Genomic DNA, 21,101 nt, shown 5'->3' with positions numbered 1-21,101 from the left:
TACGATAAAATAGAGGTTATTCTCAAACGACTCGTCCGAATCGCAGAGATGATCATAGAGGATGCCAAGGTTCCGCGTTGATCTAAAAGCCCTTATTTTTTTGTTGGTTTTGAGGGAATTTGCCGAAAATAAATTAGAATGATTCGGATTTTTCTCGCAATTTTACTAACCCCTTCGTTTCTTCTTGCGTTTCCAAAACGGGATGCACGGGGTTCTGTTTCGGAAAATTATCTCAAACAACAGGGAATCATCACGTTGGATTTGAAAAAAATTCATTATCGTGAGAACGATAAAATTCCAGTAAAGATGTCCATCACGAATACCGGAAACGAGGTAATAAGAATTTTTCCGTCCGGAAGAGATTTGGAATCGTACCGGGTTGTAGTTCGGGACGAGAATGGAAGTCAGATTTCGGAAAGGGACGAGGAAAAAAGAATCGATCCCGTGTTAAAACGAAGAAATACGATCGAATCTCTAGAAGGAAAAGAGATCAAAGAAATCATTCTACATAAAGACGAAGTATTTTCTAAAGAGATCGATCTGAATTCTCGTTTTGATTTGGAGCCGGGAAAGAAGTATTTTGTGACCGCGTATTTTCATCCAAATATACAGGAAATGCCCGCGCTTTTTATCCGTTCTCGCAACCAACCTTATTTCTTTTACGAGGAAAAACACGGTGAACCGGTCCTCTTGTCCATTCCCGAAAAAGATCCGACTGTGGACGGACTTGAACCGGAAGAGGTGATTCATTTATTTTTGGGTTCCGAAAAGAAAAAAAATTGGGCGCATCATTTCAAGTGGATCTATTTTCCGGAATATATACAGGCTTACGATCAGTACTCGGAAGAATACAATCGTGCGGAAGAATCGGAAAGAGATTTTCTACTAGAGAATTTTAAACGGTATCTTACCGAATCTAGAGCGGGGATTCTTCATTCTTACAGAATTTTGAATGCGGAATCTGTTTCTCCCGGCTTGGCGAGAGTGACGGTTTTTGTGGAGAGAAAGTTGAACCGCTTGCGCTCCAAATACGAATATATTTATACTCTCAGAAGGGTTCCCGACGAACAGGGAGGTTTCTGGAAAGTGTCTAACTTAGTGGCGAAGGTAAAGAAATGACGGAGATTCTATCGCAAGATGAAATTGACGCGCTACTAAGCGCTATCAGTTCCGGTGAAGTAAGCGAATCGGATTATACTTCCGTTTCCGAGCAAAAGAAAGTAAAGATCTACGACTTCAAACGCCCTGATAAATTTCCAAAGGACCAAATTCGTACTTTGCAAATGATGCACGAAACCTTTGCTCGTTTGGCGACTACGGGTCTTTCGGCACAACTTAGAGCACTCGTATCCGTTCACGTCGCTTCCGTGGATCAGTTGACTTATGAAGAATTCATTCGTTCGATTCCGAATCCGACCACTCTTGCCGTAATTAATATGGATCCGCTTCGCGGTTCCGCGATTTTAGAGATTGATCCTTCGATTTCGTTTACGATCATCGATCGCCTGTTTGGCGGTAAGGGAGAGCAGGCAAAAATCTCCAGAGAACTTTCCGAGATAGAGATGAGTGTAATGGAAGGGATTATCGTTCGAATTCTCGGGAACATGAGGGAATCTTGGTCTACCGTAATCGATTTAAGACCGAGGCTTGGGAATATCGAAACGAATCCTCAATTTGCGCAGGTCGTTCCACCGAACGACATGGTGGTTTTGATCACTCTCGAAACCAAAATCGGAGAAGTGGAAGGGATGACAAACCTTTGTATTCCCTATATCACCATCGAACCGATCATCAATAAATTATCCGCACAATATTGGTATTCGTCTATTCGAAAAGGGGAATTGGATGAGAACCGCGCCGTAATTCAAGAGCGACTGGATCAGGTTGCAATTCCTTTGATCGCGGAAGTGGGATCTGTAGACGTTTCCATCAATGATTTTATGAATCTTTCCGTGGGTGATGTTGTGAAACTGGAAAACACTTCCACGAGATCCGAGATGATCGTAAAAGTTGGGGAAAGAAAAAAATTCAAATGCCTTCCTGGAAGAGTGGGGAGCAGGCTTGCGATTCAAATTGGAGATAGGGTCGAAGATATTCCGGATGAACTTCTGGGTTCTACACGTTCTGAACAGGAATATTAGAATTTGAATTTAGGCTCTTCTTAAAACCTGGAGAAAAATATCCCTAAACGATCCGGCAAGTTTCTAAAAAAACGTGTGAGTTCCTACATTCAGAGAACTGATGACAGTTTCTTTTGTATAATGATCTTTCGAATGCAGGTAAAAAAATTTAGAGACGAATTCCAATAAAAAAGGCGGCTCAAAAACCGCCTTCGGTGAAGATTGTCTACAACACGAACTGTGGAACGCGTTATGTTCTGTTTAAAAAACCGTAACGCTCGAGTTTATGTTTAGAAAATTATTTTTTCCATTGGATACATTCGCCAGGGCATTCATCCATTTCTTTTTGAACGATTTTCCAGTCTTCCTCGGGGATCGGAGCTTGATTTACCATTTCTCCTCCGATATGAGTTTCCGAAGTGTCATTATCATCCATTTGAAAATATTTCGGAAGATTGTCTGCACATTGATTGCAGGACGTGCAGTTGTCTTTATCTACATACGCAATTTTAGTCGGCATAGGCTTCGATTCTCCTGGGTCGGTTCTCCCGGTCGCTTAAAAACAGGTTCCAAGATCAATTTTCTAACCATTTGTTAGACAGCAAGTCCTTTTCTAGGGTTCTTGCACGACAAAGATCTTACCCAAGACCGGTTTGGAACAGAGCAGAAACAACTTAGGTGGAGGCAAAAATAGAGAAAACTGTGGACTTGAAATAAATTTTGTGCTATTTTGCCCGGAAAGAATTTAAATGGGAGACTAGAATGTTTCGAAAAGGTTCATACCTCGTATTGATTGTCTTATTCGCTATTGATTGTGGAAAGTCCAAAAAGGAAGACCTACAAGGCGGAGTTTTTACTTTTATCAAAGGAAGCATAAAACTTTCAGATAAAGCCGGAAAAGAAAAGAAAGTAGGGCTTTCGGAATTTATCCTTCCGGAAGATAAAATCGAAACGACAAAAGATTCATACGCAGATATTCAACTGATGGATGGAGTAATCATTCGCGTAAAAGAGAGCACAAGTCTTACCTTGAATAGGATTTATGTGGATTCTAAAAATTCGGAGATATATTCGGATATTAACCTCAATAAAGGAAAAATATTTTCTAGAATCGGTACAAAACTTACCAAATCTTCCGGATTCAAAATCACTACGCCTACTTCAACTGCGGCGGTTCGTGGAACTGACTTTCAAGTCGAAGTGGAGGGAAACAAAACCGAAACTCTCGTTTCCGAGGGATCCGTAGAAGTTGTAGATAACGATAATCCGGATTTGAGTAATGTAGTGGATGCAGGTGGGAAAATTGTTTCCGACGGTAAAAGTCAGAAGGAAGAAAAACTTTCCGAAGACGAATTGAAGGAATTGCAAGAAGACGCGGCTACCATTCAATCCGTTACGGAAGAACAAAGGCAAAGAATCGAAGAAATACTGAAAGATTTTAAAGAAAACAAGGAAAGAATTCTTCAAGGTTTGGAGGAACAAAAACAAAGGAATCAAGAACTCATCAATGCTACGAAAGAGGAAAATCGTAGAATGATCGATGAAGTCAAAGAATCCGGAAAGGCTGAGAAGGAAGCCATCAAAAGCGCCGCCGATGAAGAAAGAAAAAACATCAAGTCCGGCATCGACAAGGATAGGGAAGCTATAGAAAATTCTAGAAAATCTCTCAAAGATCAGGTGAAACCTCAGTAAAGAAGATAATCGACAGGCTCTTCTTTTTTAACCCGATTTCGTTATTTGTTAAGCGAAATCGGGGGTTCCCGCACAACTTCTTAACTCGTCTTTAACGTATCCTCTCTGAAAAAGGGGATAATTTCCTAAGTTGTATAATCTGTTTATAATTTTCTAAATTCAAGTGCGGCTTTTTCTGCACTCGATTCTAATTTTATTTTTATATCTTTCTGTCCGAAGTTGGGGTAATCGAATTCAATCCATTTACAACTTTTTTTCCAAGAATACGATAGAGTTATTGAAAAATTCCATAGTTTAGTTTTACAAAACTACTTCAATCGACCACTTTCATGAAACAAAAACGGATGGAGAATTAATTTTTGGGTAACTCTAATAAAGAATATACGAAATGCTAAACCTCATTCACCTTTCGCGTCGTTCTTCAACTTAAAATAAAGAATGCTCAAAGTAAAAATGAACGTGACTGCGTTTGCGAGAATGATCGGTAGATCCTGTTTTAGGCATCCATAGATAAACCAAAGAGCCACACCCGTAACCAACACGATGTACATGTTTCTGGAAATGTCTTTTGTATTTCCATCCATAGCGATACGGATCAGTTGGGGTAAAAAAGAGACAGTCGTCAGTAAAGATGCGATATAACCTAAAAATGTAATAGAGTCCATGTCGGATTAAATCTTATTATATTCTCGAGTGACGACGGTTTTGATTCCGCCTCTGGCGTTGTAATCTCCGATCACTTTCAAGTATTTCGGATCGATCGCTGCGATAAGATCTTCCATGATCTTATTGACTAAAAATTCGTGAAAAACACCGACGTTTCTATAACTTAGAATGTATTCTTTAAAGGACTTAAGCTCGATACAACGTTTTGTGGGGATGTAGGAAACGTAAATGACTCCGAAATCGGGAAGCCCGGTCTTCGGACAAACCGCCGTAAACTCCGGAACCGTAAAATCGATTGTATAATCCTTTCCTTCGTAAACATTGGTGAAAGATTCGATTTCGGGAGTTTTCAGAGAAGGGATGTGATCTTGTCTTCCATCGTAGGACTCTGGATGATTCGTTTTCATGATGACCAGATTTTTCGATCTTTTCTCCTCGAAAATTCTTTTTCCCGAATTGAATTCGTATCAAAGTCCCAAAGAGGGGTGGAATGGAAGTCCGGAAGAAAATTGCCGTGGTTGATTTTGGTGGGCAATATGCTCACTTGATAGCATCCAGAATTCGAAGATTAGGTGCTTATACGGAAATTCTTTCTAACGAAGAACCTCTTTCCAATTATCAAAAATATACGGGTATTATTCTTTCCGGCGGGCCGGAAAGTGTTTACGAACCCGATTCTCCAACGATTACAACTCGGATTTTCGAACTAGGAATTCCGGTCCTCGGAATTTGTTATGGCCATCAGTTGATTATGAAGCTTCTCGGCGGAGTTGTGGAACGTTCCGGAACGGGAGAATACGGTCCTACTTCTTTACAAATTCATGATTCCGGCGAAAAATTTCTTTTGAAGAATTTTATAGGAGGGGAACGAGTTTGGATGAATCACGCCGACGAAGTCGTAAAACTTCCGGAGGGTTTTACGAGGACCGCTTCTTCGAAAGATTGTGGTTATGCGGTTGTGGAGAATACTTCCAAGAAAATTTTCGGAATTCAATTTCATGCGGAAGTAAGTCATAGCGAAAATGGTTCTCTTCTTCTTGATAATTTTATTCAAATTTGCGGAGCTTCTAGAACCTGGGGAATCGATCGGTTCTTAAAAAAAAAGATCGAAGAGATTCAAAAAACCGTAAAGCCGGAACAAAAGATTTTTATGCTCGTTTCGGGTGGAGTGGATTCCACCGTTTCTTATCTTCTTCTGTGTAAAGCTCTGGGTGCGGAAAGAGTTTTCGGATTTTTAGTCGACACCGGTTTTATGAGAAAAGGAGAAGTTCTTCATCTTCAAGAAAGACTGGCTCTTCAGGATATCCGTCTAACGGTAAGAGACGAATCGAATCTTTTTTATGAAAGTTTAAAAGGGAAATCCGATCCCGAAGAAAAAAGAAAAATCGTAGGAAACTTATTTCTAGAAGTTAGGGACCGCGCCATAAAAGATTTAGATCTGGAACACGGGGATTGGCTTCTAGGTCAGGGCACTATCTATCCGGACACGATTGAATCCGGTGGGACGAAACATTCTCATACTATTAAAACGCATCATAATCGAGTCGAAGCGATTCAAAAATTGATCGAAGAGGGAAAGATCATTGAACCGATCCGAGATCTTTATAAAGACGAGGTCAGAGATCTGGGAGTTCTTCTTGGGTTGGAAGCGGAATGGGTAGGCCGCCATCCGTTTCCAGGACCCGGACTTGTGGTACGCATGCTAGCGGTTGAAAAAAAAGGAACGAGCGAGGACCAAAAGGAGATCGATTCTTATCTTGCGACTCAAGGGGGATTATCCGGCAAAATCCTTCCCGTCGCCAGCGTAGGTGTTAAAGGAGATCGAAGATCCTATGCAAACTGTGTAGTGTTAAGCGACATCGGAACGAATTGGAAAACTTTGGATCGGGTCGCTACACATCTTTCCAATCAGTTTTCCTTTATCAATCGTGTAGTTCTCTTACCTTTCGAGACCGACGTCAAAAAATTGAATTTTCAATTTACTGGAATGCAGTTGGATAAGAATTATTCCGATTTGCTTCGGGAAGCGGATTATGCGGTTGAGTCCGTGATTCGCAAAGCCGGTCTTTACGATAAGATTTGGCAGATGCCCGTCGTTCTTTTGCCCATCGGGGAAAAGAAGAATGAAAAGAGTATCGTTCTTCGTCCGGTTGAATCTCAGGAGGCGATGACAGCTAACTTTTTTCCGATGGAACGCTTTCTGTTGCAGGAAATCAAAGACGTAGTTTCTAAGATCAGCGGGATTCGTTACGTATTTTTCGATCTTACGAACAAGCCGCCGGGTACGATCGAGTGGGAATAATCAAATTAGAATATTCCAATTTGATTGTATGGTGATTTTACGTATAGATTTTGGTTACCATAATCGATAATTCAGACTTTTTTCTAAAAAGTCGGATTGAGTATCCCGCATTTCAGACGTAAGGTGGAGGTTTTAGAATGGATCTTTACTTCTCTTTCGAAATCAGGAATTCCTTTCCAAGGTATTCAAAGATGAGTTGATTTTCTCTTTGAAAAACGTTCTTAGAAAAATCCAAAAGGAGTTCGCTGGAAAAAGAACCCAGTTCTCCAAGAGGTGCCGGATGAGCTAAGGATTCTCGAAAGATTGTTAGATTTTCAGGCTGAAACGGAACGGTCAGCTTGGGAGAGTAAAATAGTTTCTCGTTTTCTAATTTGCGAAAGATAAAAATCGTAGTCGTAGGTTGAATGAAATTCCATTCTCCATTACAGACTGCAAGATAAGGAAACTCGGGATGTTCTCCGGTGTCGTTCTTACGAATCCTTGAAATGAAAAAATCCAAAAAATCCGAGTCTTTCAGCTCCGAAAAATCATGGTAAAGTTTTCCTCTTCCGTCCAATTGATAAAAATAGATTCTTCTTTGTTTCATAAGAATTTGCCCCGATCGGGACACAAACCTGCAACCGATCTATTTGATAAAGTAAAACTAAGTTCCAAGGTGCGTTGTAAAGACTTTTCTATTGACACTGATCTTTCTCTTAAAATTATACCTTATAACGGCGTCGTGGCCAAGTGGTAAGGCATGGCTCTGCAAAAGCTTGATCCCCGGTTCGAATCCGGGCGACGCCTATATATTCGTGGATAGGTTTTAGAAGCTGATGGTTAGGTGACCTGCAGAATGGAAAAATCGTACTTCTACTTAAGTCTGATTTTTTTGTCCTAAAAAGGAACTAATCGCTAAATTTCTATTCGCTGGCATCTAAAATGCCTGGATGGTGGAATGGTAGACACCCAGGACTTAAAATCCTGTGAGAGCAATCTCGTGCGAGTTCGAGTCTCGCTCCAGGTACCAATTGATTCTTTGACGTTCTACTGCGTTAGACGAATCACCGTGTCGCAAATCTTTCCAAAATACAATTTTGGAAAATCGATTTTTTCCCCCCCTCCAAAATCGGAATAACTGATTCTAAAATCTCGAAAGAACACTCCTTCTGGAAATGCGTTCGGGGTCGTCTCTAAAAGAAAATTCGGAATGAGAATCGGATTTGTTCCTCTTCGTAGATCGACTTGAATCGTTCCTAAATCGGTTTCTCCATGAGCCCAGTAGAGTTGGTCTTGATCGAAAGAATCTCTGGAAACGATCGTAATCGTCGCTTTCTTAGGAGGATAGGAGGAATTTTCCGGGATATAAATCGTAAAGCTGAACGGGATTCTCCTCGGTTGTGGAGGACTTGAATAACGGTGTGTGAGACAACCTTCCACTTGAAAAGGAAGAGAAGCTTGTTCTACGTTAAGTTGGGAAGATTGAATTTTGGAGAGTTGTGTTTGGGATAAAATGTCTCCGCTGTCCCGAGTCTGCGGCGAACTTTTATGGAACGGTGCAGATTCATAGGAAACGATTTCGTACTTTAAAATATTCTTTTGTACTTCTTTAGTGAGTGCGAGATCCGAAGATCTGACTCTTCGATTGTAAACTTTTAAAGGTTCTAAATTGAGCCTCGGAATCCAGAAAAGCCAATAGAGTAAAATTGGAATTGCGATTGCGCAGAATGTTTTAAAGAATCGAGCGCGCTTTTCTAAAAAGCGGAAACGTGTTCTTTCAGGGCAAGAATCTTTCCGGGTCTTTTTTGGGTATTGCAGGAGAGAATTTTTGAATTTTGCGAAAAGCCCGCGGACATAAGAAATTGGAATAGTTTTGAAATTGGAAGAAACGTTTGATTGAGCTTCTTTTGTTTTGGAAAAGAAATTGTGTGCGAATTCAGTCGAAGAGATCTGCTTTAAAAACGGTAAAAGTTTGTCCCAAAAGTTGTTGGATTTTTTCTGCAATAAGTTTATTCTTTCTTTGATTTGAGATTGGGGGATAGGTTCTAATTTCCCTCCTAGAAAAATCCCGCAGAACGCGAAAAAAGGAAGGACTACCTCGTCGTCCAAAAGATAACATTGAAAAAATCCGGCCGGAAATAAACTCAAAATTCCGATCGTAAGAATCGGAATTCCTGTTAAAGAATGGAAATCGTTTTGAAAAAAGAAATCGAATAACTTTCCCCAAAAAAGGATAAAAAGAATTCCCGCCATCACTCCTCCTGTAACTAAAAAGTGGAGAAGATCGTTATGAGCGTGCCCCCTCGGTGTGATATAAAGTTCGTACCAGAGTTGTTCTTCTTTTTCGATCATTTCGGAGGATTCTTTCCAGTGGAATTCCTTGTAGTTTCCGCCTCCGATTCCAATAAACCAATGTTTTCGGATCAAGGGAATCGTGTTTTTATAAATATAATATCTTTGGTTTTCCGTATTATGAACTTCGAATATTTGAGAAATGGATCTTTGGATCAGCCAGCTGTTTTTCAATAAATAACCTGAGGACAAAAGTAGTCCTAAGAAAAAAAATCCCGCCAAAATCTTTGCCTTTATGGAAATAGAAATAGGATTTTTTCGAATCGAAAACGTTCCTTTTAAAAGGAGCAGTAAAAGAACTACAAATATTCCCAGCCAAATCGATCGACTCTGGTTGAAAAAGAGTATGATAAATCCTGCAAGTACAAAAAACGTCTTTAAAACGAAAATAAACCCCTTTTTTTTCTTTACCGACTGAAACCAATCCACAAAAAGTCCCGGTAGGAATAAACCTAAAAGTCCTCCAAACGTTAGGTGTGTATTCATCATTCCGATCGGGAGATAGAGTTTGACCGGGCCTATATTTCCGGAAAAGTGTTGAAGTCTATCTCCGGGAGCGTATTTGAATCCGTTTGCGACGAACTTGCCGATCCGGACTTCCGAAAATAAACTGATACAACCGAACAAAATCGCGATTGAAGCGGACACGAACAGAAATCTTTTTAAGATGGTTTGATTTTTTTCCTGAGAGGCTATGAGGAAGGACGCGGGAAATAAAAGTAACATCCAAAAGTCTCCGAACTCGGATTGTTTCAGAAATTTCTTGAAAAAAGAGGAATAGTTTTCCGCGTAAAACAAAGAAGACAAAAAAAGAAGGATATAAATTCCGAAAAAAAATAGAAATGGATTTTGAATTCTCTTCCAAGTTTTTTGGGCTTCTTGGTCGAGAATGAAAAGCGGGAAGGAGGTCGCGATTGTAAGTCCTCCGAAGAATTGAGACACGCTCACTGATTGGGGAAAACTGAGAAAGAAGAAACCGAGAGAAAATAAGGATACGGTTTTGAGTTTCTTGACGAGCCGTTCTTTCAATTGATTCTTCTCCTAAGTTCTTAAAAATTCCCTTAAAAAACCAATGACAGAGAACGAATTCATTCTACCATTAGAAAAAAGAACCGAGAATCAATGGGAAAATCAATTCCAGTCAAGAAAAAGAAGGCGCCTGAAAAACGGAAAACTCTCCCGCAAACGACGGGAAAAAAGTTATCCGTCGCAATCATCACTTACAACGAAGAAAGAAACATAAGAGATTGTATCGAGTCTTGTCTGAACGTAGCGGATGAAATCGTAATTCTTGACTCGATCAGTACGGATAAAACCGAAAGAATTTCTAAATCTTTTTCCTCCGTAAGATTTTATAAACAAAGATTTAAGGGTCATGTCGAACAAAAAAATGATGTAATCTCTCTTTGTAGACACGAGTGGATTCTTTCTTTAGATGCGGATGAAAGGATTTCTTCCGAGCTTGAAAATTCCATTCTTGCGTTTAAACAAAAACCAGACGAGAATACTCTGAACGGTCTTCAAGTTTCCCGACTAACCTGTCATCTGGGAAGATTTATTCGTTATTCCGGTTGGTATCCTCAATATCGCTATCGTATTTTTCGAAAAGGAAAAGCCGTTTGGGTAGGAGAGAATCCGCATGATACCATCAGCATTGAAGGGAACGGCAGTAAGATTCACGGCGATATCATTCATTATAGTTTTCGGGATCTAACGCACCAAGTGAATACGATCAATCAATTCTCTTCTATTGTTGCTTATACGAGGCAGAGGAAGGGAAGGAGATTCTCATTTTTCAGAACCATATACAAACCTTTTTCTAAATTTATAGAGACTTATTTTTTCAAGTTTGGATTTTTGGACGGTTTTCCGGGTTGGGTGATCGCGGTCTCTTCGGCCTATTCCACATTTTTAAAGGACGCAAAACAGTATGAATTGGAGAAAAAAATGATAGAGCGTCCTTCCAACGTGAAAGAGGATTATGGGCGTTAGATCTTTTTTCGGAAAAATCTTTTCCTTTTTTAAAAGAAAAAAGACAAAAAAAGATTCAGGAGAGGAGTTCCCTCCGGTCCGTAAAAGTTTTGGCTATAGAAAAGAATTAGCCGAACTTCGGGAAAAAGCGGATCGTTTTTTTGTGACTCGAAAAAAAAACAGCGGATTGATTCATGAATCAAAATATTATAAAATTCTAAAGAATGGCCCTAAGCTTTTTAGGTTGGAGGGAAAGGAAAAATCCGGAAGAGAATATTCTCTTGTCGTCTCGACCGGAAATTTTTTAAGTCAACAGGGAAATAAAATTTCCGGTGTCGTTTTTATTCCGGAAGCGGAGTTGAACCGAATTCTTTCCTACGAACACTCCGATCTTAAAAGCGTATTTTCCAGATTTCAACCCGAAGGAATCGAAGAAGACTTGAAAGTTTTATACGGAGGTCCGAATTTTTCTCAGGAAAGTTGGAAAAATTTTTACGATTGGGAGCCATTTTGGAAACAACAAATTTTCATGCGTTTAAAACCGAGCGTTCTCTGTATTCTCCTTGTGTATATGGGAACCGAGTTCGAACAGTTTTTTCAGTCTAACTCTACAAAACGACTCAAAAGTATCGTTTCGGACGAACTCTATTTTTTAAATGTGAGTGGAAATCAAAAAGAGAATTCTCCGTATACGGAAAATCTTTCCCTTCAGGATTTCGAAAAAGCGAAGGCAGAATTTTTTCAAGTGATCGAACAGATTCGAAAAAAAAGAGGAGCAAACTAAGATGGATATAAAGGAAATCGCGCTCGGTCAGATTCGGGATTCCATTGCCACCAAACAGAAATGTATCGATTCGATTTTGGGTGATATAACCAAAGCGGGGGAAATGGTTTCCAAGGTTTTACAAAGTGGTAACACGGTGTATCTTTGTGGGAACGGAGGCTCTTCTTGCGATGCTTCTCATATTGCTGCGGAACTCGTGGTAAGATATAAATCCGGAAACGAAAGAAAAGCTTTATCTGCCCTTTCTCTTTCCGGAGACTCTGCGGTATTGACGGCTTGTTCGAATGACTACGGCTACGAAGAAATTTTTGCCAGACAGATAGAAGCCTTCGGTAGAAAGGGAGATCTTCTCATCGGACTTTCCACGAGTGGAAATTCGAAGAATGTTTTGTTGGCTTTGGAAAAAGCGAAAACCAGAGGAGTCAAAACCATATCCTTGTTGGGCGGAGATGGAGGTAGAATAAAAAATCTTTCCGACCTTGACATAATTGTTCCGAGCAAAGTAACCGCTAGAATTCAAGAGTCTCACATTTTAATCGGACATATCCTTTGTAGTATCGTGGAATATAATCTTTTCAAAATGGAATGATCGCTTTTTCGTGGATTCTCCCCTAGTCGAAATCACGGGTCTCAAGGTTTCCGTACCCGGTCGTTCCATTCTCAAAGGAATCGACTTCACTCTTCGTTCCGGGGAAATACATTGTATCGTGGGAGAATCGGGAAGCGGCAAATCTACGTTTGCATCCTGCCTTCTAGGAATGACGGACAAGGAATTTTTTCAGAGATCCGATCGGTTTTTACTTTTAGGTCAGGATGTTCGATATCTTACGGAAAAAGAATGGAGAATTTTTCGGGGCAAGAGGATCTCCCTGGTTCCTCAAAATCCAATTTGGGGTTTCCATCCCTACCGTAAAACGGGTTCTCAGATCGTAGAAGCGTTTTCTATTTCCAATCGAGAAATTGCGGAAAAAAAGAAAATTCTTTCTTTATTAGAATCTATTCATATAGCGGAGCCGGAAAAAGCGTTCGATTCTTTGCCGGGCCATCTTTCTGGGGGAGAAAGACAGAGGATTCTCATTCTATTAGCCGTTTATTCCGGTGCTCAGATTGTAGTTGCGGACGAACCCACTGCGGCTTTGGATTCGATCAGCGAGGCGGAAGTACTCAGACTTCTCATGAAATTTAGGAGGGAAAAGGGACTTTCTCTCATTTTTATTACACACGAAATCTCTATCGTCAAAGCTTTGGCCGATACTATAAGTATCCTCTATCGGGGAAATTGGGCCGAAACTTTCACGAGGTCCAGCAAGGGCAAATTGATTCCGAGCTCGGAGTATGGAAAAAAACTGTTTGAACAAGGAAGTTGATCTAAGATAGTCGGGTGCGAATGATGGGTTATGCGGTTCTCCTAACACTGATTTTATTTTCCTTTCCGCTTTTTTCACAAAAGTCACCGTTTATCTTGGAGGACGCGGACTCTTCTTCTTTCCCCTCCGTTCAACTTTTTATTCGAGACAAAAAACAATTTCCCCTTGAAAGAGAGAATTTTCTCATTCGGGAATCCAAAGGATCGGAAACCCGAACGGTAGTGCAACAGAAAGTTCTTCGTAAAGAAGGAAGCAGGTCGGTTCATTCCGTTTTTTTAGTTCAGTCCGGGACATCTCTTGAAGAGAATAATTTCAACACAAGATTTTTACAGAAAGCGGTTCAGTCTTCCGGAGAAGAGGATCATTTCAGTTTTATCTTTTTTTCGGACGATCTGCTTGTGGTTGAAAAGGACTTGGACAAGCGGACTGCTCTTTCCAAAGCTAGAGTTCCGGGTTCGCTCAGTAATCGCAATACGGGAACAAACTTGGATCTTGTATTCCAAAAAGTGAATTCGATTTTGACGAGGGATTCTTATCTTTCTCTATTTGTTTCCGACAATGATTATAAATTGCCTCCGGGACTCAGGCAAGGTTTGTCTACATCTGGCCTTCCGATTCATGTAATCGGTAAACGTAACTTCTCAAACCTTGAACTCGTTCGAATTTATGGGGGGGAATTTTACGAAGTAAATTCTGCGGATTTTCTTTCTAAGTTTTTAACCGATCTGGAATACTTTCACAAACATCCAGCGGAGATCCGATATGATTCTCCCTTTCGAAACGATTTTTGGAGAGCAGAAGGAGATTTCATTCGAGGAGACTGGCAATCTTCCCAAGGTGGAAAATTTACTTACACATACAAACCCGGAATCGTAAAACAACTTCGATTCATTTTTCTAAGTCCTGGAGTATTTCTTCCTACAATAGGCTTTTTACTCATTCTCACTTTGATTGCATTGCTCCTTTTATTTCGGAGAGAGAGAGACATGAAGGAATCTTCCGCGCCGCTCGGGGAAGCTGAGAAAAGATTTCACGCAAGAGGAGAGGAAAGAGAAGTCTATCAGAGAATGTACGGAGATCAGCTTTCTCCGTATGCAAGTTCGGAAGGAATTTATGTTTCTCGTTCTCTTCCAGTGAATGAGTCTGAGTTTGAAACTGCGGAAGCCTATGATCTTGCCACCCTGATTCAAAAAGAAGGTAAATCTCCCGGTAAACAAGTTCCGATTCGTAAGCCCGAAATCACCCTCGGAAATGGAGAACTTTCCGACGTTATGATTTCCGATCCGGGGGTCAGTAAATTCCATGCCAGAATTCGTAAGATCAAAAACCGTTTCGTTTTATACGATTTGATTTCCGACGAAGGAACCTATTTAAACGGTAAAAAAATTCTTAGGCCCCGGGTCCTGTATGATTTCGACGAGATCAGCCTCGGAAAAACGGTGTACGTTTTTCGGGCTCGTTAGGATTTTCAATCTTCCCAATTCATTCCCGATCCCTTAGAATAGATCCGGGTGGACGAAAAGACCCGATATCCTGACGATGGAAATTCAGGCGGATATCTTTTCTCTTTTCGAGAAACAAATCCAATCCACAAATTCCGAAAGAATTTCTTTCGGGGAGTACTAGAATCCAATGAAGACAATGTTCGAAAAAATCTGGGAAGACCATCTGGTTGGAGAACTGGATGCGGGATCGTATTTAATTTATATCGATCGTCATCTCATTCACGAAGTTACAAGCCCCCAGGCTTTCGAAGGACTCAAACTCGCGGGTAGAAAGGTCCGTCGTCCCGAAGCGACGTTTGCCACTATGGATCATAACGTTTCCACTCGCACTCGGGATCTCAGTCTCGCCGATCCGATTTCGGCGATTCAGATGCAGACTTTGAAGAAGAATTGCGATGAAAACGGAATTCGCCTTTATGACTTTCAAAATCCCGATCAAGGGATTATCCACGTAATTGCTCCCGAAATGGGTCTGACCCATCCTGGAATGACGATCGTCTGCGGGGATTCTCATACTTCTACTCACGGTGCATTTGGTGCGCTTGCGTTCGGGATTGGAACCAGCGAAGTGGAACATGTTCTCGCGACTCAAACTCTCGTTCAAAAAAAAGCGAAGACTATGGAAATTCGAGTCGACGGAAAACTTTCCGACAAGGTGACCGCGAAAGACATTATACTTGCGATTATCGGTAAAATCGGCACTGCGGGGGCAACCGGTTACGTAATCGAGTACCGAGGTTCTGCGATTCAAGCGCTCAGCATGGAAGCGAGAATGACCGTTTGTAATATGTCGATCGAAGCGGGAGCGAGAGCGGGACTGATTGCTCCGGACGAAATCACGTTCAATTATATCAAAGGAAAAGATTTTGCACCGAAAGGCGCTCAATGGGATCTTGCCGTTAAAAAGTGGAAACACTATGTAACCGACGAAGGTGCAAAATTTGACACCACCGTAATTCTTCATGCAGATGAAATTACCCCGATGGTGACTTGGGGAACTTCTCCCAGTCAAGTTGTTTCCGTAAAAGGAACCGTTCCAAGTCCGGAGGATGCAACAGATCCAATCGATAAGATCGGAATCGAATCCGCTCTTAAATATATGGACTTGAAACCCGGGGAAAAGATCGAAGAAATCAAAATCAACAAAGTTTTTATCGGTTCCTGCACCAATTCCAGAATCGAAGATCTGAGAGCTGCGGCTACAACTATCCAAGGAAAAAAAGTTTCTTCCAAGGTTCAGGCGATCGTGGTTCCAGGTTCGGGAAGAGTCAAACGCCAAGCGGAACAAGAAGGTCTGGATAAGATCTTTATCGCGGCCGGCTTTGAGTGGAGAAACCCAGGTTGTTCCATGTGTCTTGCAATGAACGACGACGTTCTCGAACCGGGAGATCGTTGCGCTTCCACTTCCAATAGAAACTTTGAAGGCCGCCAAGGAAAGGGTGGAAGAACTCATCTCGTCGGGCCGGAAATGGCGGCAGCGGCAGCGGTGGAAGGGCATTTTGTGGATATCCGAAGTTGGAAATAATCAAGAGGTAAATTAGAATATTATGAAACCATTTACTGTATTGAACGGGATTGCCGCGTTACTCGATAGACCGAACGTCGACACGGATCAGATCATTCCGAAACAATTCCTTCGAAAAATCGAAAGAACCGGATTTGGAGTTCACCTTTTTCACGACTGGAGATATTTGGACGATGCCGGAACTAAGCTCAATCCGGAATTTTCCCTCAATCAAGAAAGATATAAGGGAGCTTCCATTCTTTTAACGAGAGATAACTTTGGTTGTGGATCTTCCAGAGAACATGCGCCTTGGGCCTTGGAGGATTACGGATTCAGATCGATCATTGCTCCCTCTTATGCGGATATCTTTTTCAACAACTGCTTTAAAAACGGAATGCTTCCCGTTGTTTTAAAGTCTGAAGAAGTGGAGGAATTGTTCCGATCCGTTTCGGGTAATGTAGGAGCAAAACTTCAGATCGATCTGGGCAAACAAACCGTAACCAGTCCGACTGGAAAGGTATATACGTTCGAAGTGGATTCTTTCCGGAAATACTGTCTTTACAACGGGCTTGACGACATCGGTCTTACTCTCAAGCAGGAAAGTAAAATCGGAGAATTTGAAAAAAAACAGAAAGAGGTTGAACCTTGGTTGTACGTTATATAATTCTGCCGAAAATTTATGTTTGATGAAATATCCCGTTCGATTGACGAATTTGGAAATAGTTTTCTTGGTGCTCTGAACAACATTCAGAAATCTTTTGGGCGGGAACTTAGCGTAGCAAAACCCGTTAAAGAGACGATCCTACAGATGATCGGAAATACTCCGCTTATTCGCCTGAATCAAATCGGTTCTCATATTCCCAACGTAGAATTCTATCTCAAAGCGGAATTTTGTAATCCTACCGGTTCTGTAAAAGATAGGACCGCATTATCCATGCTTCTTTCTTCCGAAAGAAGGGGAGAATTAAAACCCAAGGGACAGGTTGTTCAACCCGGTTACAACACGACCGCGATCAGTCTTGCTTGGATTTGTACAATTCGACAATATAAATTTCGTTGTTTGGTTGCCGGTGATACCGATCCGCAAAAGATCAAAGACCTGCAAACCTTCGGAGCTCAAGTAGAGGTCGTTCCCGAAGCGAAAGGAAATTGGGACGAAACCTTCTTAAGGAAAGCGAAGGAAATCAAAGAAAAAGAAAAAAACGTAGTGATTCTAAACGAATACAAAGATATGGCGAACACGAATGCACATTATCTTTTTACTGGACCTGAAATCTGGAGAGATCTCGGTGGAAGTGTGGATGCGTTTGTAGCCGGAGGAGGCTCTGGAGGAACTCTTTCCGGTGTGGGTAGATTTTTAAAATCCAAAAAATCTTCGGTTCGAATCATCATGGGAGTCAGTCAAAAATCCAGATTCATCCGTAAGATGGTTCAAAAGGAAAGTTCCATTCATCTTCCTGAATCCTTTGATCCGAAGATCGTAGACGAATATGTCGGAGTCGATCGGGAACAGGCGCTTTTATATCAATCCGATCTTTATCAAAAAGAGGGAATTTTTGCGGGACAGACAACCGGAACTACTCTTGCGAGCGCGATTCGATTTGCGGAAGGACTCCCCATAAGAGACGATCAAAAATCCCAGGTCTACAGAATCGTAGTCCTTTCTCCCGATCGGTTTTGAAAGAAAGAAAATTTTCCAGCTCGATCGAGGAGTTGGAATTTGTTCGGGCTGAACTCGAAAGGGAAAAGAAAGAAGAGGGTTTCCTCTTTTCCAAAGACTGGCTTTCCCGTTCTCTCCAAGACCGGATTAAGCTCGGAATCGCGTTATACCCTCTTGTCTACGAAGAACAGTCTTTCGGCAGAGAAGGAAGTTGGATCCTTACCTTTCGTTTTCCGAATCAAGAGGAATATCCATCCAAATTTCAGCCCGGCGCTCCGGTTCAAATAGGAAAGAACGAAGATAGGGTTCGGGCCATATTAGTTTCTCTTCATAAAGAAAGAATTAGGATTGCGATCGAGGAAGTCCCGGAATGGATCGAAGACGGAAAATGTTTTTTAGATCTTCTTCCCGATGAAACCTCCTACAAAGAAATGTTATACGCGTTAGATGCAGTTTCATCTGCTCCCAAAGGAACGAGGTTGTATATCAATCGCGAGCTTTTATTAGGCTACGGGAAACCGGATCCGATCGCGATTCGAAAATCTGATGAAACTCGAATATTGCAAAGATTGAATTCTTCGTTGAATCCATCGCAGAAGAATGCGGTTTTGCGTTGTGTTCTTTCCGAAGATATTGCTGTAATTCACGGACCTCCCGGTACAGGAAAAACAACCACATTAACCGAAATAATTAGTCAGATCGTAGCGGAAGAAAAAAAGGTTCTTGTGTCCGCTCCCACACATTCCGCTTGCGATCTTTTGGTCGAATCGATCTCAGCGAAAGGAATTTCGGTTTTACGTCTGGGACATCCCGCGCGTATTAGTGATACGGCGCTTCATACAACCCTCGACTACAAACTTTTTCATCATTCCGACGGAAAATTGTTAAACGAATACAGAAGAGACGTGATCGAAATCTCGAAACAAGCTAAAAAATATAAACGTAACTTCGGAGAAAAAGAGAAGGAAGATCGTAAGAATCTTTTTCAGGAAGTCAAAGAACTCAAAAAGACGATCCGATCCATGGAAAAGGGACTGATAGATAGTTTGATTTCCTCTCATTCCGTGATCGTTTCCACTCCCGTCGCTTCCGCTCGTTCCGTTTTGGAGGGAAGAAGGTTCGACTTTTGCGTGTTAGACGAATCGTCTCAGGCTCTCGAACCAGCGACCTGGATTCCAATTTTGAAATCGGATCGAGTGATTCTTGCGGGGGATCATAAGCAGTTGCCGCCTACTTTATTTTCAGAAAAAAATTCTCTGGAGTTTACACTTTTTGAAAAAGCCGCGGAAAGATTGGAAACGTCCGGGCGGGTTTTTATGCTTGATACTCAGTATAGAATGAGGGACGAGATCGCCTCTTTCCCTTCCATGGAATTTTATTCGAATCGACTGAAGTCAGGTCGTCCGGGACCGGAAAAAATTTCCAACTTTCCGAAAACTTTCCCTTTCGGGGATGCACTCCAATGGATCGATACAGCCGGGACCGACAGCGAGGAAGTCGCTGTTGACGATAGTCTTACTAATCCTTTCGAAGCGGATCTTCAGGTTCGTCTTTGTACTTTACTTCAAGAGAACAATTGGCCCGAAGAAGAGATTACGATTCTTTCTCCGTATCGTGCTCAGGTGCGATTGCTTTCGGAAAAATTACAGGAAGCAGGGCTTTCTAAAATCCAAGTCTCTACGATAGACTCGTTTCAAGGAAGAGAGAATCGTTGTATTTTTCTCGGGTTTGTCCGTTCCAATTCGGAAGGTCGTTCCGGTTTTTTAAAGGAATCCAGAAGAATCAACGTCGGCATGACGAGAGCCAAGGACCTTTTGCTTTGTATCGGCGATAGCTCCACTCTTTTGGAGGATCCTTTTCTCTCTAGGTTCATTCGATTTATGGAAGAGAAAAAATTCTTTCGGACTGCCTGGGAATTTCGCGATCCATAGAGAGCGAAATTGCCAGCGAACAGCGGAGCGTTGTGAGCGGCTTTCAACGTTAGTTGAAACCAACCTTGTCGCGATCCATAGAGAGCGAAATTGCCAGCGAACAGCGAAGCATTACCAAGCGATCCCTAGAGAGCGAGGTTGAGTTTAGTGAGCGGCTTTCAACGTTAGTTGAAACCAACCTTGTCGCGATCCATAGAGACTTTGGAGTAACTCCTTCTCAATCAAAAAAGGAAAAGTTCTGACAGGAAGTTTACGTTTTACTTTAAAAAAATAGAATTTTCTGATAGAGAAAAATTTCCCGAGTTTCCCTACGAACCCGCCACACCACCCAATCCGGGGCTGCCCCTTTCACGGGAGATTTTGTCGGAACTCGGCTACCATTTTAAAATGTTCTTAAATACGAAAAAACCGAATAAAAAAAGGAGCAAACTGGTAGAAACGTGCGAAACGAGAATATGGAACGAAGATTGATCCGAACAAACGAACTTCAAACAGAAGTTTGCAAAAGCTAAGTTAGAAACGGAAAGAACCGCAGCCGCTAAAACGGGATTTCCTGGTTTTCCGTTTTTTAGGATCAGAATCCCACTTCCCGCTAAAAGAATGCTGGAAAGAGAAAGGATGATCCAACATCTCCCGATATGAATATCGATTTTGTTGTCTCCGATCAAATCCCAGACGAACATACATATCGAATAAAAGATCCAAAGAAATGCGAGAGGTAGTGGAAAACGTGCGGTTTGGGTAAAGGATTCTTCCGGAAAACGCAATTGGGATAAGGTCCAAAACGAATAAAGAGTGATGAGAGAAATCCAAAAAAAATCAGGCAATAAAGTTGGTAAATGAATGAAACGGCTCGAAATCGGGTGTAAATGAAGAAGGTAAAGCGATGTGAGAGTCACCGCACCTAAAATCACGAACCAATTCCAACTATTTTTTCGAATCGGAGGTTCTTTGGCCATTTTTCGGATTAAGGATTCGGTTGTTTGTTCTTGATGAGACATTGTTTTGTGCTCTTTACAGAGGAAATTTCCCAATTTTGGAGAATGGTTGGACAATAACTTCTTCCCAATTCAATCTGGAGGGAATCGGTTTTCGTTTTTTTTAAATGTGTATATAATCAAAGGAAAGTTTCTTATCACTCGTCTCAAAATTCAAATTTTTGTTTGAGAAAAAACTCGAAACGATGAAACTAAAATCGTCAACTTTTTAAACTTGATACCTTGTTTTCCGATGCCGATAGGTATTCCTCTTAAGTTACTTGAGTCCGC

The 21,101-nt window shown here is 41.4% G+C and carries 20 protein-coding genes and 2 tRNA genes (1 of these 22 running past the window's edge); 16 read left to right on the top strand and 6 right to left on the bottom strand.

Annotated elements, in window-relative coordinates:
- The 3 genes in view from CLV95_RS00695 to fliM are tightly spaced (at most 57 nt apart) and all read left to right on the top strand, a layout consistent with a single transcriptional unit that may run on beyond the window.
- Window positions 1-81: the end of a hypothetical protein gene (locus CLV95_RS00695; protein ID WP_002731913.1), read on the top strand. The gene continues 549 nt to the left of window position 1, outside the view; 81 of the gene's 630 nt are visible here — the last part of the coding sequence; its start codon lies off the left edge, out of view; the stop codon is at window positions 79-81.
- 57 nt (window positions 82-138) lie between these two features.
- A complete protein-coding gene (locus CLV95_RS00690; protein ID WP_002721935.1) occupies window positions 139-1,119 on the top strand; it encodes a hypothetical protein in 981 nt (326 codons plus the stop codon).
- Window positions 1,116-2,141 carry a flagellar motor switch protein FliM gene (gene fliM / locus CLV95_RS00685; protein WP_107694831.1) on the top strand — a complete coding sequence of 342 codons (1,026 nt, stop codon included), beginning with the start codon at window positions 1,116-1,118 and terminating at the stop codon, window positions 2,139-2,141. Before CLV95_RS00690 ends, fliM begins: the two co-directional genes overlap by 4 nt.
- Window positions 2,142-2,418: 277 nt before the next feature.
- Here fliM and CLV95_RS00680 read toward each other — a convergent pair whose 3' ends face one another.
- On the bottom strand, window positions 2,419-2,640 hold the full coding sequence (locus CLV95_RS00680) for a ferredoxin (protein ID WP_002630943.1): 222 nt from the start codon (window positions 2,638-2,640) through the stop codon (window positions 2,419-2,421).
- Between the two features lie 242 nt (window positions 2,641-2,882).
- Here CLV95_RS00680 and lsa33 point away from each other — a divergent pair, with 242 nt between their 5' ends.
- Complete coding sequence (gene lsa33 / locus CLV95_RS00670; protein WP_002721825.1) at window positions 2,883-3,812, top strand: surface adhesin Lsa33; 930 nt, start codon at window positions 2,883-2,885, stop codon at window positions 3,810-3,812.
- A gap of 398 nt (window positions 3,813-4,210) precedes the next feature.
- On the opposite strand, the gene CLV95_RS00665 is transcribed toward lsa33, so the two are convergent.
- Both CLV95_RS00665 and queF read right to left on the bottom strand, forming a co-directional pair.
- Window positions 4,211-4,477, bottom strand: coding sequence for a SemiSWEET transporter (locus CLV95_RS00665; protein ID WP_002731923.1), 267 nt, complete (start codon window positions 4,475-4,477; stop codon window positions 4,211-4,213).
- Between the two features lie 6 nt (window positions 4,478-4,483).
- Window positions 4,484-4,885, bottom strand: coding sequence for a preQ(1) synthase (gene queF / locus CLV95_RS00660; protein WP_002721820.1), 402 nt, complete (start codon window positions 4,883-4,885; stop codon window positions 4,484-4,486).
- A gap of 83 nt (window positions 4,886-4,968) precedes the next feature.
- Here queF and guaA point away from each other — a divergent pair, with 83 nt between their 5' ends.
- Window positions 4,969-6,780, top strand: a complete 1,812-nt coding sequence (gene guaA, locus CLV95_RS00655) for a glutamine-hydrolyzing GMP synthase (RefSeq protein ID WP_016757487.1) — start codon at window positions 4,969-4,971, stop codon at window positions 6,778-6,780.
- Window positions 6,781-6,925: 145 nt separating this feature from the next.
- Here guaA and CLV95_RS00650 read toward each other — a convergent pair whose 3' ends face one another.
- Window positions 6,926-7,366, bottom strand: coding sequence for a DUF4505 family protein (locus CLV95_RS00650; protein ID WP_002721801.1), 441 nt, complete (start codon window positions 7,364-7,366; stop codon window positions 6,926-6,928).
- 129 nt (window positions 7,367-7,495) lie between these two features.
- Between CLV95_RS00650 and CLV95_RS00645 the strand changes: the two genes are divergently transcribed.
- Together CLV95_RS00645 and CLV95_RS00640 are read left to right on the top strand one after the other, a co-directional pair.
- Window positions 7,496-7,566 (top strand) — tRNA-Cys (locus CLV95_RS00645).
- 137 nt (window positions 7,567-7,703) lie between these two features.
- Window positions 7,704-7,789 (top strand) — tRNA-Leu (locus CLV95_RS00640).
- A gap of 17 nt (window positions 7,790-7,806) precedes the next feature.
- Here the strand turns inward: CLV95_RS00640 and CLV95_RS00635 are convergent.
- A complete protein-coding gene (locus CLV95_RS00635; protein ID WP_002731750.1) occupies window positions 7,807-10,140 on the bottom strand; it encodes an O-antigen ligase family protein in 2,334 nt (777 codons plus the stop codon).
- A 93-nt stretch (window positions 10,141-10,233) separates the two neighbouring features.
- On the opposite strand from CLV95_RS00635, the gene CLV95_RS00630 reads away from it, so the two are divergent.
- The 9 genes from CLV95_RS00630 to CLV95_RS00585 all read left to right on the top strand — a co-directional run bounded on the left by CLV95_RS00630 (window position 10,234) and on the right by CLV95_RS00585 (window position 19,833).
- A complete protein-coding gene (locus tag CLV95_RS00630; protein ID WP_002721823.1) occupies window positions 10,234-11,103 on the top strand; it encodes a glycosyltransferase family 2 protein in 870 nt (289 codons plus the stop codon).
- Window positions 11,093-11,866, top strand: a complete 774-nt coding sequence (locus CLV95_RS00625; RefSeq protein ID WP_002731940.1) for an LBBP_01157 family protein — start codon at window positions 11,093-11,095, stop codon at window positions 11,864-11,866. Before CLV95_RS00630 ends, CLV95_RS00625 begins: the two co-directional genes overlap by 11 nt.
- A gap of 1 nt (window position 11,867) precedes the next feature.
- Window positions 11,868-12,455 (top strand): D-sedoheptulose 7-phosphate isomerase, encoded by a 588-nt coding sequence (locus CLV95_RS00620; RefSeq protein WP_002721790.1) that lies wholly within the window; start codon window positions 11,868-11,870, stop codon window positions 12,453-12,455.
- Between the two features lie 10 nt (window positions 12,456-12,465).
- Window positions 12,466-13,233, top strand: coding sequence for an ATP-binding cassette domain-containing protein (locus CLV95_RS00615; protein WP_002721827.1), 768 nt, complete (start codon window positions 12,466-12,468; stop codon window positions 13,231-13,233).
- 20 nt (window positions 13,234-13,253) lie between these two features.
- Window positions 13,254-14,696 (top strand): FHA domain-containing protein, encoded by a 1,443-nt coding sequence (locus tag CLV95_RS00610; protein ID WP_002721804.1) that lies wholly within the window; start codon window positions 13,254-13,256, stop codon window positions 14,694-14,696.
- Between the two features lie 169 nt (window positions 14,697-14,865).
- Complete coding sequence (leuC, locus tag CLV95_RS00600; RefSeq protein ID WP_002721796.1) at window positions 14,866-16,263, top strand: 3-isopropylmalate dehydratase large subunit; 1,398 nt, start codon at window positions 14,866-14,868, stop codon at window positions 16,261-16,263.
- Window positions 16,264-16,285: 22 nt separating this feature from the next.
- On the top strand, window positions 16,286-16,906 hold the full coding sequence (gene leuD / locus CLV95_RS00595) for a 3-isopropylmalate dehydratase small subunit (RefSeq protein WP_002736716.1): 621 nt from the start codon (window positions 16,286-16,288) through the stop codon (window positions 16,904-16,906).
- A 15-nt stretch (window positions 16,907-16,921) separates the two neighbouring features.
- Window positions 16,922-17,923 carry a PLP-dependent cysteine synthase family protein gene (locus tag CLV95_RS00590; RefSeq protein WP_002731849.1) on the top strand — a complete coding sequence of 334 codons (1,002 nt, stop codon included), beginning with the start codon at window positions 16,922-16,924 and terminating at the stop codon, window positions 17,921-17,923.
- Window positions 17,920-19,833 carry an AAA domain-containing protein gene (locus CLV95_RS00585; RefSeq protein ID WP_002731719.1) on the top strand — a complete coding sequence of 638 codons (1,914 nt, stop codon included), beginning with the start codon at window positions 17,920-17,922 and terminating at the stop codon, window positions 19,831-19,833. The genes CLV95_RS00590 and CLV95_RS00585 overlap by 4 nt, the downstream gene beginning before the upstream one ends.
- 374 nt (window positions 19,834-20,207) lie before the next feature.
- On the opposite strand, the gene CLV95_RS00580 is transcribed toward CLV95_RS00585, so the two are convergent.
- On the bottom strand, window positions 20,208-20,834 hold the full coding sequence (locus tag CLV95_RS00580) for an NrsF family protein (RefSeq protein ID WP_002731722.1): 627 nt from the start codon (window positions 20,832-20,834) through the stop codon (window positions 20,208-20,210).
- Window positions 20,835-21,101 lie beyond the last annotated feature (267 nt).

The sequence above is a fragment of the Leptospira borgpetersenii serovar Javanica genome (assembly GCF_003046425.1).
Lineage (GTDB): Bacteria > Spirochaetota > Leptospiria > Leptospirales > Leptospiraceae > Leptospira > Leptospira borgpetersenii.
The sequence above is the reverse complement of the archived record's forward strand: the minus strand, read 5'-3'. Positions and strand labels throughout refer to the sequence as shown.